10 protein-coding genes are annotated in these 16921 nt (G+C 32.4%); 6 read left to right on the top strand and 4 right to left on the bottom strand.

Annotated elements, in window-relative coordinates; all coding sequences use genetic code 11:
* Position 1 precedes the first annotated feature (1 nt).
* Positions 2 to 3436, bottom strand: coding sequence for a transcription-repair coupling factor (mfd, locus tag HUW60_RS04655; protein ID WP_190600362.1), 3435 nt, complete (start codon positions 3434 to 3436; stop codon positions 2 to 4).
* A 5-nt stretch (positions 3437 to 3441) separates the two neighbouring features.
* On the bottom strand, positions 3442 to 4047 hold the full coding sequence (locus HUW60_RS04650; RefSeq protein ID WP_190600361.1) for a Maf family protein: 606 nt from the start codon (positions 4045 to 4047) through the stop codon (positions 3442 to 3444).
* 55 nt (positions 4048 to 4102) lie between these two features.
* Between HUW60_RS04650 and HUW60_RS04645 the strand changes: the two genes are divergently transcribed.
* Complete coding sequence (locus HUW60_RS04645) at positions 4103 to 4594, top strand: dihydrofolate reductase (RefSeq protein WP_190600360.1); 492 nt, start codon at positions 4103 to 4105, stop codon at positions 4592 to 4594.
* Positions 4595 to 4726: 132 nt separating this feature from the next.
* On the opposite strand, the gene gltB is transcribed toward HUW60_RS04645, so the two are convergent.
* Both gltB and HUW60_RS04635 read right to left on the bottom strand, forming a co-directional pair.
* The gene (gltB, locus tag HUW60_RS04640; RefSeq protein ID WP_190600359.1) at positions 4727 to 9241 is read right to left on the bottom strand and encodes a glutamate synthase large subunit; all 4515 of its coding nucleotides are present in this window, start codon (positions 9239 to 9241) and stop codon (positions 4727 to 4729) included.
* Between the two features lie 1150 nt (positions 9242 to 10391).
* A complete protein-coding gene (locus HUW60_RS04635) occupies positions 10392 to 10961 on the bottom strand; it encodes a thiamine phosphate synthase (RefSeq protein ID WP_190600358.1) in 570 nt (189 codons plus the stop codon).
* 403 nt (positions 10962 to 11364) lie between these two features.
* Here HUW60_RS04635 and gshA point away from each other — a divergent pair, with 403 nt between their 5' ends.
* The 5 genes from gshA to HUW60_RS04610 are packed head-to-tail and all read left to right on the top strand — an operon-like array spanning position 11365 to position 16876.
* The gene (gshA, locus tag HUW60_RS04630; RefSeq protein ID WP_190600357.1) at positions 11365 to 12927 is read left to right on the top strand and encodes a glutamate--cysteine ligase; all 1563 of its coding nucleotides are present in this window, start codon (positions 11365 to 11367) and stop codon (positions 12925 to 12927) included.
* The gene (gene mnmE / locus HUW60_RS04625) at positions 12927 to 14270 is read left to right on the top strand and encodes a tRNA uridine-5-carboxymethylaminomethyl(34) synthesis GTPase MnmE (RefSeq protein WP_190600356.1); all 1344 of its coding nucleotides are present in this window, start codon (positions 12927 to 12929) and stop codon (positions 14268 to 14270) included. Before gshA ends, mnmE begins: the two co-directional genes overlap by 1 nt.
* A 40-nt stretch (positions 14271 to 14310) precedes the next feature.
* On the top strand, positions 14311 to 15795 hold the full coding sequence (locus tag HUW60_RS04620; protein WP_190600355.1) for a histidine kinase: 1485 nt from the start codon (positions 14311 to 14313) through the stop codon (positions 15793 to 15795).
* Positions 15792 to 16421, top strand: a complete 630-nt coding sequence (locus HUW60_RS04615) for a response regulator (RefSeq protein WP_190600354.1) — start codon at positions 15792 to 15794, stop codon at positions 16419 to 16421. The genes HUW60_RS04620 and HUW60_RS04615 overlap by 4 nt, the downstream gene beginning before the upstream one ends.
* A 5-nt stretch (positions 16422 to 16426) precedes the next feature.
* Complete coding sequence (locus tag HUW60_RS04610) at positions 16427 to 16876, top strand: rhodanese-like domain-containing protein (protein ID WP_190600353.1); 450 nt, start codon at positions 16427 to 16429, stop codon at positions 16874 to 16876.
* Positions 16877 to 16921 lie beyond the last annotated feature (45 nt).

The following is a 16921-nucleotide window of genomic DNA, read 5'->3' as shown; positions in this document are numbered from 1 at the left end:
ATTAATTTAACATTTTTAATAAATATTCTATTAATTTGATTCGTCTAATATTTTTGGGCATTTGTTCTTTGATAATTAATTGATTTTGATCTTTTAGCTGATATTTTTTTGATTGTTTTTGGATAAGGTTAGTGATTTTTATAGGATCAATGGTGTTTTTTTTGTTAAAGGTAATGATAGCTTTATCTTCATAAAGGATTATTTTATTAATCCCAATTATTTGTGAAAAGAGTTTCAGTTTGGTATTGTAAAGTAAGTTCTTAGTTGAATCTGGCAATAGACCAAAACGATCAATCATCTCAATTTTCAAGGCTTTAAGTTCATTGTTGTTTTGACAATTAGCAATGCGTTTATAAAGCACAAGCCGTTCATGAACATCAAAAATATAAGTTTCTGGAATAATTGATGGTAAGCCAGAATCAATTTGTACTTCATGGTTAATTGGATCATTAAGGTTAATTTTTTTACCAGAGTGCATGGCATCAATGGTGCGTTTCAATAAATCATGGTAAAGGTTAAAACCAATTTCTCTGATTTGTCCAGATTGATTATCTCCGAGTAAATCACCTGCACCACGAATTTCAAGATCGTGATTAGCCAACACAAACCCAGAACCAAGTTTTGTTAAAGACTTAATTACATCAAGTCTATTTTTAGCTGTTTTAGATAAAGATTGATGAGATTTAACAATTAAATAAGCATAAGCCCTATGGTGAGAACGACCAACACGACCTCTAAGTTGATGTAATTGTGCTAGACCAAAATTTTGTGCATTATTGATAATGATGGTATTGGCGTTAGGAATATCAATTCCTGTTTCAATAATCGTGGTGCAAACTAGAATGTGGAAACGTGCGTGGTAAAAATCACTCATAATTTGTTCTAATTCACGTGTTGGAATTTTTCCGTGGGCGATACGAATCTGTAATTTTGGTATAATTTGTTTTAGATTTTCTGCCATATTGTCAATTGAATTAATATCATTGTGTAGTACAAAAACCTGTCCACCACGGTGTATTTCTCTTGTAATTGCCTCTTTGATATTATTGTCATGCCATTCTTGTACAAAAGTTTGGATAGTACTGCGCTTAGCGGGTGGCGTTGCAATAATGGATAATTCTCTTAACGAACCTAGTGCCATATTTAATGTACGCGGAATAGGGGTGGCAGTCATGGTTAGAATATCACTCTGCCCTCGTAGTTTTTTCAAGGCTTCTTTTTGTTTAACTCCAAAGCGATGTTCTTCATCAATAATAATTAAGCTAAGGTTTTTGTATTTAATATTATTTTGGATAATTTTGTGTGTACCGATAATGATATCAATAGTTCCTTGTTTTAGTTGTTCAATAATTATTTTTTGCTCTTTTCTGGTTTGAAATCTTGATAATGTTGCAATTTTTGTAGGGTCATTAGTGAAACGATCTATAAAAGATCGATAGTGTTGATTGGATAATAGTGTGGTTGGCACTAAAATTGCAACTTGTTTACCTGCTTTAACTGCTAAAAAAGCTGCACGCATGGCAATCTCAGTTTTTCCAAAACCAACATCTCCACATACCAATCTGTCCATAGGTTGTTGTGATTGCATATCTGCTAGTACTTCATTCATGGTTTTTATCTGATCTTGAGTTTCCTCAAAGGGAAAATTGGCAACAAATGAAGAGTAATCATCATTAGGTTTAGGAAAAGAAAAGCCTGTTTTGGAGGCTCGCTTGGCAGAAATTTTTAATAATTCAACTGCTACATCAAATAAAGCTTCACTTGCTTTTTTCTTAGCCTTGGCCCATTGGTTGGTTCCTAGTTTATGTAATGGTGTACTTTCTAGAGAAAGTCCAGCATATCTAGAGATTAGATCAAATGAGATTATTGGTACCATTAATTTTGCGTTATTAGCATATTTTAGGACAAGAAAATCTTGTGATTGTCTATCAAAAATTTTGGTTTTGAGCCCTAAATATCTACCTACTCCATAATTTTCATGCACAATAGCATCGCCTATTTTAATCTCTACTAAGCTTTTAATGGCCACGTCAAAATCTTTATGTTTGGCATGACGACTTTGTTGTTGAACTACTTCTTGTCCAAACAAATCTTCTTCAGTAATAATAGCAATATTATGGATAAGTAAACCATGTACAAGGTTCTCATGGATGATGTTAAGAGATTTACTACTAGTAGTAAATTCATGCCAGCTTTTAACGTTATAAGTATCAAGATTATGGTTGATGAGTAAATCACTGAGTATATTTTGTCTATCGAGTGATTCACAAACAATTAATATTTTTTTGTTTTGATTGTTAGTAAATCTTTTAACAAATGTTGAAAATTTACTTAACGGATTGTTCGTTTGTAGTTCAATGCGTACTGGAGGTGGTAGACTTGAGTTAAAATTAAAATACTGATTTTTATTTTCTATTTTAGATGTGCTAAGCATGAGTTGTGATTTTTTTTTGACTTCACTAAAGAGCAATTCTTTGGATAGGAAAACTCGTTGAATATCAAGTGGTATCCTGTCTAATGATTTTTTAGCATATTTAAATCGGTTACGTATTTCGCTATAAGTTTTATCTACTAAGCTTGAAAATTCTTTTGACGTGGCAATAATAGTGTTATCCGCTAGATAGTCAAATAAGGTATTTGTTGTGTTAAAAAATAATGGTAAATAGAACTCAATACCACCTGGTAATCTTCCTTCACTAACCTCAGTATAAATAAAACCATTATCATTAAACGTTTTTTTATAGTTGGTTTTAAAGTATTCAATACTGGTATTATCTGTCGCGAACTCTCTAGCAGGCAATAGCATAATTTCAGGTATTTTAGTTTTAGAACGTTGAGTTGAAGTGCTAAAAGCGCGAATGGATTCTACTTTTTGGTCAAATAAATTAATTCGATAGGCTGTTTTTGTACCCATCGGGTATAGATCAATCAATGAACTACGTATGTTAAACTCACCATGCTCCATTACTGTGGTTACATTCTTGTATCCAATTTTTAGTAATTTTTTACTAAAAGTATCAGAATTAATTTTGTCATTAATACGAATATTTAAGCTATATTTTTCGCTAAACTCTAGTGGACATAAGTGTGAAAATAACGATTCTAACGTGGCGATAACAATACCACGTTTAAGACTTTTAAGTTTGGATAATGTTTTTAATCTACTTGATGTAATATCAGGATGAGGTGAGAAGTAATCATAGGCGAGAACTTCCCAATTATCAAATTTTAAAATTTCTAAGTCAGTGTTATAAAACTTTAAAGATTTGTAAAGATTATCAAAATGTACAATATCATTAGCAATTACTAAAATGACTTGTTGTTGGTTGGCTAATTCAATTAATGCCAATGCATCTGCACTACCATACAGTGAACCCCAATACATTTTTCGACCTAATTCAAAGCATTTAACTTTGTTGGAATAGAGATATGGCATCACATTTAAATATTGTCAGTTAGAATATCAATACCTTCATTTTCTAGCATTGTAATGAGTTGAATGAGCGGTAAACCAATTAAACTATTTGGATCATTGCCAATCATGCATTTAAATAAGCCAATACCTAGGCTTTCAGATTTAAAACTACCTGCGCAGTTATAAGGAGTTTCTTTTTTAAGGTAATGGTTAATTTGATCAATATTTAATTTTTTAAAAATTACCTTAAATATTTCAACTTTAGTTTGTATATTGTCGGTTTTTGTATTTAAAAGTGATAAACTTGTAAGAAAATTTACTGTGTTACAAGAATTTTGTTGTAGTTGTTTAATGGCTTCCTCATGGTTTTTTGGTTTGGTTAGTATGTTATCATCAGTATTAAATCCATTATTAATTGTCGCTACTTGGTCAGAAGCAATTATTAAACCACTGTGTGTTTTTCCTATTTCTCTGGCTTTTTCCTGAGCTAGACGGTAAACTAATTTCTCAGGTGTTTCACCCTTTTTTCTTGATTCATCAATTTTTGGCGGATGTATATCGAAGGCTAAACCTAGTTTGGCAAGCAATGTTTTTCTAAAAGGTGAATTTGAGGCTAGAATTAATGAGATCATTATGATTGATAGTTTGTAAAATACAATGTATTTTACTTTATTCGAAACCTTTTCTATGAAATTATCTATTATTGTTGCGATGGATGACAATTATTTGATTGGTAAAGATAATTCTTTGCCTTGGTATTTACCAGCTGATTTGGCCTATTTTAAAAAGACAACAATAGGGAAAACAATTTTGATGGGGCGTAAGACTTATGAATCTATTGGTATGTCATTACCTAATCGTCGTAATATTATTGTGAGTCAAAATACTAAATTTAAAGCTGATAATTGTGAGGTTGTTAGTAGTATTGATGTAGCATTAAGTTTAGCTAATAATGATAACGAACTGATGATTGTGGGCGGTTCATCTTTTTACGACCAAATAATAGATAAAGTTGATAGATTGTATATCACTGAAGTTAAAGGTAAGTTTGATGGCGATGCGTACTTTCCAGAATTTGACCGTACTAAATTTATCGAACTTAGTCGTGAATCTCATCAACCTGATGAGAAAAATTTTTATACCTATAATTTTGTTGTTCTACAAAGAAATAGGTACTAATAGTTACAAAGTGATCTTGTCATTATGGTTTATAATGTAATTTTAGTTCTTGCTCTTGTTTGGTGAATATTCAGTGTTAATCTTGTTATTTAATAAGTGTATTTAGACTTTATTCACTTTCAATTTGTAGTGTTATGTTATTTGGTTTGATGTAATTTTTTTGGATAAAACACGTTTGAAATCTTTTGGCATGATTTTAATAAAATGTTTGATTTCACTGTGCCAGTTGTCAAGAATATGTATAGCTATTTTTGATTCAGTATATTTAGCGTGATTATTGATGTATTGCTTCAATTCTATTTGTGTTTCATTATCCATGGGGTCAAGGTCAATCATGATTAGATTGGCCATAGATTCAAATGTATGATGTGGGTTATAAATATAAGCAATACCACCACTCATGCCAGCGCCAAAATTACGACCAACTTCACCTAGAATAATAGCTCGACCACCAGTCATATATTCACAACCATGGTCACCAATTCCTTCTACTACAGCGATAGCTCCTGAATTACGTACGCAGAAGCGTTCAGATACACAGCCCGATAAATATATTTCACCAGCAGTTGCACCATAACCACAAACGTTGCCAGCAATAATTTCATTTTCAGCGTGAAAGGTTGAATTCTTAGGTGGGTAAACAATAATACAACCTCCTGAAATTCCTTTTCCAACATAATCATTAGCATCCCCTTCAACTTCTAAAGTAACGCCCTTTGCTAGGAATGCACCAAGAGATTGTCCTGCTGAGCCTTTAAAACTAATATGAATAGTGTTGTCTTGTAAGTTATTAGCCCCTCTTGTTTTAACAATATATGAGGACAACATTGTGCCTACGGCACGATCAACGTTAGTGATAATAGAATTGATATGAATCTTTTCGGTATTTTTAACAGCTAATTTTGATTTTGTAATTAGTTTATTGTCAATTTGTTGATCTAATTGATGGTCTTGGGTAACAGTTTGATAAGTATCTGTGTGTTTATTAGGTTTTTTGGCTGGTGTTAATAATGCATCTAAGTTAATAGTTCCTTGTTTCCAATTGTTAAGTATTTGATTCATTTGTAACATATCAACACGACCAATCATCTCATTAATAGTTTTGAAACCAAGTTCTGCCATTATTAAACGTAATTCTTGAGCTACCATAAATAGGTAGTTAACAACGTGTTCAGGCTTGCCTGTAAATTTTTTACGTAATTCTGTATCTTGTGTAGCAATACCAACTGGACAAGTATTTAGATGACATTTACGCATCATAATACATCCTAATGTGATTAGGGGTGCAGTTGAAAATCCAAATTCTTCAGCACCTAAAAGAATGCCAATAGCAACATCTCTACCTGTTTTTAATTGTCCGTCTATTTGAATAACTATTCGTGAACGTAATCCATTCATTACTAATGTTTGATGAGTTTCAGCTAAGCCCAACTCCCAAGGCAAACCTGCATGTTTGATTGAGGTTAGTGGAGAAGCACCTGTCCCGCCGTCATGACCGGCGATAACAATATGGTCCGATTTTGCTTTAACAACACCTGCAGCAATCGTTCCCACACCTATCTCTGCGACTAATTTCACACTAATGCGTGCTGATGGATTGGAGTGTTTTAAATCAAAAATAAGTTGCGATAAATCTTCAATTGAATATATGTCATGATGAGGTGGTGGGGAAATAAGCCCTACACCCGGTGTAGAATGGCGTATTGAAGCGATATTTTCATCTACTTTAGCACCAGGTAATTCACCGCCTTCGCCAGGTTTTGCACCTTGTGAGATTTTAATTTGAATCTCATCTGCATTGTTAAGATAGTCAATGGTTACACCAAAACGACCAGAGGCTACTTGTTTAATGGCGCTACGGCGTGAGTCACCATTAATATCTGGCGTCCAGCGTTTTTTGTCTTCGCCACCCTCACCTGTGTTTGATTTTCCACCTAAACGGTTCATAGCAATAGCTAGTGATTCGTGTGATTCTGATGAAATAGAACCAAAGCTCATAGCACCTGTAGCAAATCGTTTAACAATTTCTTTAATATTTTCAACGTTGTCAATGGAAATTGGATTTCCTTTCTTGAAAGACATAAGCCCACGTAACGTTGAGTTTCGTGTGCCTTGTTCATTGGCATGTTTAGAAAATGCCAAATAAGCTGATTTGTTATTATTGCGTGCCGCATTTTGTAAGTTAGAAATTGTTTGTGGATCCCACATGTGTTTTTCTCCACCACTACGCCAATAGTATTGACCAAAATTGTCTAAAGAATTGGTTTGGTAGGCATTTTGATGGCGTTTTTCACTTTCTGTTTGCAAAATATCAAAATTAACACCGTTAATGCGAGATGCTGTGCCAAAAAAGCATTTATCCATTATTTCTGGTGCTAGGCCTACTGCTTCAAAAATTTGTGCACCTTTGTAAGATTCTAAGGTAGAAATGCCCATTTTTGCCATGACTTTTAACATGCCTTTAGCAATGCTTTTTCGATAGGAAGATATGATAGCATCATCACTTTTAATATCAATTATTTCATCACGACGTGCTTGCCATAACGCTTCAAATGCAAGATATGGATTAATTGCATCTGCGCCAAATCCTACCATTAAACAGAAATGATGAACTTCACGAGCCTCACCTGTTTCAACAATAATGCCAACCTGGGTTCGTTCGGTACTGGCAACTAAGTGCCTATGTAGGGCAGAAGAGGCTAATAGACTAGATATTGCAACACGATTTTTATCAATATTACGGTCAGATAATATAATTAAATTGTTTTTATTTTTAATGGCTTGAGAGCCTTGGGTACAAATATCATCTAGTAATTCAGATACTTTTTTACCCTTATTAATATCATAAGTGATGTCGATAGTTTTGCTCGTCCAGTTACGATGGTTGCAATGTTTTAATGCGGTAACCTCTTTATTGGTTAAAATTGGATGTTCAATAACTAAACGGTGAGCATTTTCAGCCTTATCATGTAATAAATTTCCTTCTGGTCCAATGGAACAACGTAATGACATTACTACTTCTTCGCGAATAGAGTCAATTGCTGGGTTGGTGACTTGTGCAAATAATTGCTTAAAATAGTCGTAAATAATACGAGATTGGCTAGATAAACAAGCTAGTGCTGAATCATTACCCATAGATCCTACTGGATCACGTAACTCATTAACTAGTGGTAACAACATAAATTGTAAGGTCTCTGTGCTATAACCAAACGTTTTTAGACGATGAATTAATGATTCTGTATGGAGGCTATGTACTTTAGTTTGACAGTGAAATTCTGATAGATGTATTTGCTGGATATTTAACCAGGCTTGGTAAGGATTTTTTGCTGCAAATTCAGATTTAATTGTTTCATCATCAACTAACTTACCTTTGCTAAAATCAACCAAAAACATTTTTCCTGGACGTAATCTTCCTTTAGTTTTGATATTATTGGTTGCTACATCGACTACACCTACTTCACTTGCCATGATAACACGCTCATCGTGGGTTATGTAGTAGCGTGAAGGACGTAAACCGTTACGATCAAGCATTGCACCAATATAAAAACCATCAGTAAAAGCAATAGAAGCAGGACCATCCCATGGTTCCATAATGTTAGAGAGATATTCATAAAATGCTTTTTTTTCAGCGCTCATATTGTTGTCATTCTGCCAGGCCTCAGGTACCATCATTAATGCTGCTTCTTGTAAAGTGCGACCATTCATCATCAAAAATTCTAATACATTATCAAAACTACCAGAATCAGAAACTTCAGTTTCTATTACAGGTAAGATTTTGTTTAAATTATTCTTAAAAAGTTTACTTTTCAATACACCTTCTCTAGCATGCATCCAATTATAATTACCTTGTCTGGTATTGATTTCACCATTATGCGACATATAGCGACAAGGTTGTGCTCTATCCCATGAAGGAAATGTATTGGTTGAGAAACGTGAGTGTACCATTGCTAGATAGGTTGAATACTTAATATCAGATAAATCCTGATAAAAATCAAGCACTTGTGATCCTAGCAACATGCCTTTGTAAATAATAATATTACTTGACATGCTGCAAATATAAAATAATAATGCTTGAGATAAGGTCTTATCTGTTCTAATGATGTTTGAGGTGTGTTTTCTAATAATAAATAATGCACGCTCAAAAGCTGGTGTGTCGAGCCCTTTAGCACGAGTAATAATGAGTTGTTTAATTACAGGTTGAGATTTTCTAGCAATATTACCAATATTGGCCTTATTAGTATTAATAGGCACATTACGCCAGCCAATAAAAGTTTGATTCTCACATACAATAGATTTTTCTAATAAATCCATGCAATGTACTCTTTGTTTTTTATCTTGTGGCAAGAAAATATTACCAACGCTATAAGTACCTTTTTCAACTAATACACCAAATAAACGCTTAATTTCTTTAATGAAAAATTCGTGTGGAATATTGGTTAAAATACCAGCACCATCACCAGTATTGGTCTCACACCCGCAACCCCCACGGTGTTCCATTCTGGATAGCATTTCTAAGGCATCAAGGGTAATTTGGTTTGAAGGTTTACCTTTGATATGAGCGATAAATCCTATGCCACAGTTTTCTTTTTCATTATTTGGATGATAAAGACCACGAGCTTTAGGCAGGTGTAATAATTGGGTTTTCATAGGTTATAATCTATAAAATAAAATAAATTTAAAAACCTTTTAATTATAACGTAAAAAATATTCTATTGATGTTTCTAATGCACCATAAAAGTGGTGCATTAGAAATTATATTAAGACAGAATTATTGATTAATTTTTGCTTTAAATTTTTATTTAATGTTAGTCATTATTTCCCCTTCAAAAAATCAAAATTTCCCACTACTAGTATTAATTAAATACGCACAAATATGCCAAATTAAACAATCTAAAGTATTATTTGTTAGGTAGTACAAATTATGTCAATTAGTATTAAACTAGAAATTTATAAATTATGAATGTTTTCAGATATTTTTAACTCTTTTTAATCGAATAAATATTAAACAAGCACTACTTGTATTTGATTGTGATGTTTATAGCGGTATTGATACCTCTTTTATGAAAAGAGTCGGATTTAGAATTTTAGAAGGTACTTTGTATATGTTGTTAGGTTTATCATAGTGTAATTCGCCCATTTAACTTAATTTAGTAGGATAGGTGTTCATCTTGAAAACATCAAAGGTAATAAATTTATATAAATTCGATAATAAAATTTTAACCATATTAAAATGAAGTTAGCATTATTATTAACTTCATTTATAATGAGTGACTTAAAGGTTCTGATAAAGAATACTATTGATTTAGAGCCGATATATTTAATAATACAACATGGTTTTTACTAGGGACTAGTTTCCAAACAACCTTACGTAGCGTATTTTAGCTATGAAATTAACAGTTTTTAGTGTATAAAATTAGTGATAGTTTTATTATTAGATAAATCACTGATTTTATTTTTATGGGTTGGTATTAAGAACTTTTAGGAAACGTGTAATTAGTCATCAATAGCGCTTAAATTGTATAAAATAGAACACGTATGCAGTAAGTAAAATGCTTACTATTTTAAGTGATAAATTATATCATATACAATTTATATATGTTCTATACTGATCACACATAGTTTTAATATTTGTATCACAAAGAACATAATCTATGTTTGTTAGTTTTTATTAATTCAAGGTCTTTAGCTTAAATGTTTAAGATTTTTTTTATTAATTTTGCATCTATATGTTATGATCATTATTGAACAACGAGAGTTTTTTAATATTTAAAATGTATTTTTTAGCAATTTTAATCTTCTAAAAGGTACTGACGCCTGCAATACCTTGTGCACCAAGTTGGTGGGTTTTTTTTAGATCTTGGAGTTTCATACCTCCTAAAAAGTAGACAGGAATGTTGAGTGTATTCACGATTTCTTTAGCACTATCCCAGCCTAATGGCAGAAGTTCAGGATGGGTTCTTGTAGCTTGTACGGGGGAGATAATAATAAAATCAGCGCCTATTTTTTGAGCTTTTAATGCTTCAGTTAGGTTGTGTGTAGATATACCTAAGAGTTTATTATTAGCGCAAGGTCTTTTGTTAAATTTTAGCATCTCATCGGTAGTTAGATTCCAGCCATCGCAATAAGCCTCATTAAAAGTTTTATTGACGATATTAAGCAGTAATTTGACGTTATGTTGTTTACATTTATTGTGAAGTTGTTGTATAAAGTTATTATTAATTTTGGTTTTACTTCTAAGTTGGATGAGTTTTATATTTTGTGTTAGTTTTTGGTTAAAGTTTTTCATCCATTTATTACTTTGATGGTTGTTTGATGGGGTGATCCAATATTTATTTGGCAGAGCAATGGAATTGATAAATGTTTTCATGGAAGGTAGTAGTTTACAATTATTTAATGCTTGTTTAATACCAATCTAATATATTGTTTAACCTTTAATACCAAAAGATGTCTTTGTATGTTAGATGTATATTATGAATATTTAACTAAACAGTTCTGCCTTTATACTTATGTATCTTAGTTGTATTAAGAGTTAGTTGCTTAATTTGTATTTATCTAACTCTTTATTTAGTTCTCTAATTATGGCTGTTATTTTGATTCAATATTTTATAATTCTGTCATCATGTAACTTTAATAAACTATTCATCAACTTTTTTTACGTTTTGTATTTAGTATTACTTGGTTTTTGTTGTGTAAAATAACTACAATTGCCTTGATTGTTTTCATGAGTTGTCCTAATGTAAAATAGTACTATTTTAATATCTGGATTTGTTTTGCAATTAAAGGAAAAAATTCAACGATTAAAACCATTTGATATACTATTGAAAGGTAATTTAATGGGTTTGGAAAAAGAAGGATTGCGAGTGTCAAGGAAAGGTGGAATTTCTCAAGTACCGCATCCTTATGCTTTAGGCTGTGCCTTAACGCATCCCAATATTACCACAGATTTTTCTGAATCTTTAGTAGAATTGGTAACACCCCCGCTTAGTGGGGCAGTAGAGATGTTATCTTTTTTAGAAAATACGCAGTATTATTTGTATCATCATTTGCCTAAAGATCAAAATTTTTGGCCAACTAGCATGCCTTGCGTTATTCGTGGTGAAACTACCATTCCTATAGCTCAATATGGAACTTCTAACCAAGGAATGTTGAAAACAATTTATCGTCAAGGACTAGCAAACCGTTACGGTAGTGTTATGCAAACTATTGCAGGAATTCATTTTAATTATTCATTTTCTAATAAATTTTGGAAACAATATAAAAGATTATTTGCTCCTACAGAAGTGTTAAGGTCATTTATTGATAATGGCTATATGGGTCTAATCCGTAATATAGTGCGTTATGGTTGGATAATTCCTTATTTATTTGGAGCATCACCTGCTGTATGTAAGTCATTCTTAAAAGGGTACCATGCCCATTCGTTGGTTGAATTTAATGATTCAACTTTGTACGAGCCTTATGCTACCTCTTTGCGTATGGGAGATATTGGTTATCAAAATTTAGCTGAGGATGAAGCAGGTGTTAAAGCTAATTACAACAGTTTGAGTCATTATATAAACAGCCTTAAAGTAGGGATGCAAACTTCTTGTTTTGAGTATGAAATGATTGGTGTAAAACGTCACGGGAAATATCAGCAGCTTAATACTAATATTTTACAGATTGAAAATGAGTATTATGCTTCTGTACGTCCGAAACCGTTTCTTGAGTCAAATAAAAATTCTTTAAATACGCTAAGTAGTAGCGGTATTGGCTATGTTGAGCTAAGGTCGATAGATATTAATCCACTTTTATCATTGGGTATCGATAAGCCACAAATTCATTTTTTAGAAGCGTTTATGTTGTTTTGTTTACTTGAGCCATCTTGTGCTATTTCTACCTCAGAACAGTTTGGAATTGACACTAATGATCAGCTAGTTGCCCATGAAGGTCGTAAGCCTAAATTAATGCTAATGTACAAAGGTAAACAGATTTCACGCCAGAAGTGGGGGACTGATATTATCACTAAGATGGAATATTGTACAGCGTTATTAAGTGAAAGCCATCAAGTGTCTATTCGAGATATAGCATGTCGTATTAACAATCCAGATTTAACACCTTCTGCGATAGCTCTTAGTCAGATGAAAAGCCGTAATCAGGGTTTTTTTGATTACACTAATTCATTATCTAAGAAATATAGGAGTGAGTTCTTATTTAATACAATAAATAAGAAACATTTCGATTATTTAGATCATCAAGCAAAGGTTTCATGTCAAAAACAACTCCAAATTGAAGCTTCTGATTTGGTAGATTTTGATACATTTCTAACTGAGTATTTTATAAAATATCTTAAAAATTAATGAATAGCGGTAAAACAACAATTTGCGCATTAGCCAGTAGTGTTGGTAAAGGGGGTATTGGCATAGTGCGTGTATCAGGACCATTATGTAAAGTTATTGCAAAAAAAATGCTTGGGTTTATTCCCAAACCACGATATGCATATTATGGCTTATTTTTTGATCAAGAAAGTACTGAAATAGATAAAGGAATTGCTTTGTTTTTCCCAAAGCCATACTCATTTACAGGTGAAGATGTATTAGAGTTTCAAGGACATGGTGGTATGATTGGTATGCGCTCTTTACTGGAATCTGCCATATCCATTGGTGCTAAACTAGCTGAGTCAGGTGAATTCTCAAAGCGTTCTTTTTTAAACGGAAAAATGGACTTGGTACAAGCAGAAGCGATTGCAGATATGATTAATGCTAATTCAAAACGAGCCTCTAAGTCAGCATTTAGGTCTTTATCGGGTGAGTTTTCTAATCAAATAAATGCACTTACTAAATCTATTATTGAGCTTAGAGTTTTTGTTGAAGCAACTATAGATTTTTCGGATGAGGAAATTGATTTTTTGCAATCAGATCAAGTTAAATGTAAAATAAAAGACATCAAACAGACAGTTGAAACTATTTTAAAATTTACCACACAAGGTGTTATTTTAAGAGAAGGGTTGAATGTTGCTATTGCTGGGAAGCCCAATGCTGGTAAGTCTTCATTGCTTAATGCACTTACACAAGAATCTAGCGCTATTGTGACTGATATTGCAGGTACAACGCGCGATGTTCTGAAAGAAACTGTTCATGTAAATGGCGTACCACTTAATATTATTGATACAGCAGGTCTACGTAATAGCCATGATAAGATAGAAAAAGAAGGTATCAAGAGAGCGAATTTTGAGATTGAGCATGCTGATGTAGTGCTAATGGTATTTGACGCGCAAGATGATAAGCCAGATTTATCCATACTACCTAAAAATATTAATGATCAATCTTTATTGTTGATTAAAAATAAGGTGGATTTAACGAATGGCGTTATTAAAAGAGAAGTGATTAATGATATTGTGCAATTGTCAGTTTCAGCTAAGTATTCAGAAGGTATAAAATTATTACGAAAAGAGTTATTTAATATTTCAGGATTAGAAGATTTATCAGAAGGAATTGTGCTTGCTAGAAGACGTCATATCATTGCTCTAGAAGCATCATTAGTGTCTATTGGAAATGCTACTATGCAATTAGAAAATGGCGCAATAGAGTTAATGGCTGAAGATTTACGTTTTGCTGGTCAATTTATGGGTAGTATTACTGGTGAATTTTCATCGGATGATTTACTTGATGAAATATTTTCTTCTTTTTGTATTGGGAAATAAAATAAGAAAGGCCTGTTTTTTGGTTTTAAACTAAAAAATAATGAATATTAAAACTAAATTTTATATTTACTTTTTAGTCACGATTTTGCTTTCACCATTGTTAATGTATGAAGCGATGCTTTCTTATACAATGACTAGCGTAGTTGATATATTATTGGTTATTCTAATTTTATTGGTCTACTTGGGCCTATACTTGTCTATTCGTCAAGATTTCTTATCTCCATTTAGCGACTTGCAAAGTTGGGTAGATGGTTATAAGTTTAGTCAAAGTGTACGTTTAAGTGATAATCAAAAAACCACGTTTCAGCCTGTTGCAAAAGCGATTAATCATCTAATTGATGAAAATCAATGTTTATATGATGATATGGAGAGTATTTTAAATAAACAAGTTCAGCGTTTAAGTAAAAAATCTGCCTCTTTAGAAACGTTATATAGTGTGTCATCAAAACTTAATAAAATACATTCAATTGATGAATTATTTGCACACTTTTTAGACATTCTTATTAAGATGACTGGTGCTTCATCAGGTGCTGCACGTAGTTTATCTGATGATAGTCAGCTTCACTTGATGGCAACACAGGGTGTAATTGATAAACAAGGACAAGTAATAGATGTATTAAGTGCAGACTGTTTTTGTGGTGAAGTGGCTATGGCAAGTGATACTTGTGTACAATTTAGCGTACATACCTGTGCACAATGTGTCGGTAAGAAATCTCAAACCAAAGCAAGTGTTGGTACGATATTTATACCACTTAGGTATCATGGAAAAACATTAGGTACCTTTAATTTGTTTTTTGATACATTGCCATCATTGGCTTTTGATGAGCGTGTACTACTTAGTTCTATTGCTGAAAATATTGCTATTTCATTAGATAAAGCTTGGCTAGATATCCAAACTAAACGTATGGAATTGTCACAAGAACGTTTATTTTTATCACAAGAAATACATGACTCATTAGCACAAACTATTTATAGTTTAAAATTACAAGTAACAGCACTTGGAAACATACTTAAAGTAGGTAAAAAATCTGATGCAAACGATAAAGTGCTAAGCCTACAGTCTAATATTACTCAAGCAAACCAAGAGTTACGTGAACTTATGTATAATTTTCGTATACCGTTAGATCCTAAAGGAATTAAGGCTTCTTTAACAACTTTACTTAATCGATTTATGTCAGAAGAAGGTATTGCTACCTATTTACAGGTTGAGGGGAAGTTACAAGTATCTCCAGAAGTAGAAATGCAAATTATGCGTATCACCCAAGAGGCATTGTCTAATATACGTAAACATGCTAAAGCTCGTAATGTACGTGTTTTGCTTTTAGCAGAACCTAATTGTCAATTATTGATTGAAGATGATGGTGTTGGATTTGAAAAAGACCAAAATGAAAGTGAAGTAATGGGAAATAATATTGGTATGAATATTATGAAAGAACGAGCAATAAGAATTGGTGCTAGTATTAAAATCGAATCAGGAGTTGATGGAAGTACACGTGTTATAGTCAATTTCCAGAAGGTATCGTGAAAATCTACATTATTGATGATCACGCCTTGTTTCGTAATGGACTCATTGCTTTATTGGAATCTAAACAAATTAGTGCCAGTGCTGCTGCTTCGCCAAAGCAAGGTTTGATAGAAATTCCTTCTTTATCAGTAGATATTATTCTATTAGATTTACGCATGCCTCAAATGTCTGGACTTGAAGTGTTAAAAATACTCAAAACAAAGAATATTACAATACCAATTGTGATGTTAACTACTAGTACCCAAGAATATGATTTACGTAGTTGTCTTAAACATGGCGCCCAAGGTTATTTATTAAAAGACATGGATCCAGATGAACTAGTCGATGCTCTAGATGAAGTTATCAAAGGTTCAATTGTTGTTGCACAAGATATGAGATATATACTAGCAAAGGCTTTACGGGATGAATTAACCGACAATGAGCCTTCTTTTGACTCCTTAACTAGTCGAGAAAAAGAAGTAGCTTGCCAGGTGTCTAGTGGTTATAGTAATAAAGTCATTGCTAGAGAATTGGGTATTTCTGATGGTACAGTTAAACTACACGTCAAGTCAATTCTTAAAAAATTATCACTAAGCTCACGCGTTGAAGTAGCAGTAATGGTTACACAAAAAGGTTATTGTAAATAAAATCAATGGATAGATATCAAAAATTAGTAGCACAAGCATTAACATCAGTGATTGAGGTATTTTCGTGGGACTTAGAAGAAGAGATTCAAAAAAATATAGATTTAATATTATTAGATATTCGTGAGCAAGATGAATTTGATATGATGCATATTAAAAATTCAATTCATGTTCCTAGAGGTATACTTGAGAGTGCGTGTGTTTGGAATTATGATAACACTGTGCCAAAATTAGTACAAGCAATAAACCAAGATATTGTTGTTATTTGTCGCTCAGGTAATCGTAGTGTACTTGCAACTTTGACTATGCAACAAATGGGCTTTACTAAGGTTCGTTCATTAAAAATGGGAATTAAAGGTTGGAATGATAATGATCTTGAAATGGTGAATTCCAATCATGTAATTGTTGATATTAATCAAGCTGATGATTGGCTTAATAGAGTGATTTCAAAGGATTAAGTTATCATCTTGGTAAAGATAATGTTAATTAATATTTAATTTAAT

Source organism: Candidatus Vesicomyosocius sp. SY067_SCS001, from assembly GCF_014706615.1.
Taxonomy (GTDB): domain Bacteria; phylum Pseudomonadota; class Gammaproteobacteria; order PS1; family Pseudothioglobaceae; genus Ruthia.
This window is presented reverse-complemented; position numbering and strand designations above follow the sequence as displayed.

What these genes read in the sequence shown, in the direction of transcription:
- mfd (WP_190600362.1), bottom strand. Translation starts at nt 3,436, where the DNA reads ATGCCATATCTCTATTCCAACAAAGTTAAATGCTTTGAATTAGGTCGA.
- HUW60_RS04650 (WP_190600361.1), bottom strand. Translation starts at nt 4,047, where the DNA reads ATGATCTCATTAATTCTAGCCTCAAATTCACCTTTTAGAAAAACATTG.
- HUW60_RS04645 (WP_190600360.1), top strand. Translation starts at nt 4,103, where the DNA reads ATGAAATTATCTATTATTGTTGCGATGGATGACAATTATTTGATTGGT.
- gltB (WP_190600359.1), bottom strand. Translation starts at nt 9,241, where the DNA reads ATGAAAACCCAATTATTACACCTGCCTAAAGCTCGTGGTCTTTATCAT.
- HUW60_RS04635 (WP_190600358.1), bottom strand. Translation starts at nt 10,961, where the DNA reads ATGAAAACATTTATCAATTCCATTGCTCTGCCAAATAAATATTGGATC.
- mnmE (WP_190600356.1), top strand. Translation starts at nt 12,927, where the DNA reads ATGAATAGCGGTAAAACAACAATTTGCGCATTAGCCAGTAGTGTTGGT.
- HUW60_RS04620 (WP_190600355.1), top strand. Translation starts at nt 14,311, where the DNA reads ATGAATATTAAAACTAAATTTTATATTTACTTTTTAGTCACGATTTTG.
- HUW60_RS04610 (WP_190600353.1), top strand. Translation starts at nt 16,427, where the DNA reads ATGGATAGATATCAAAAATTAGTAGCACAAGCATTAACATCAGTGATT.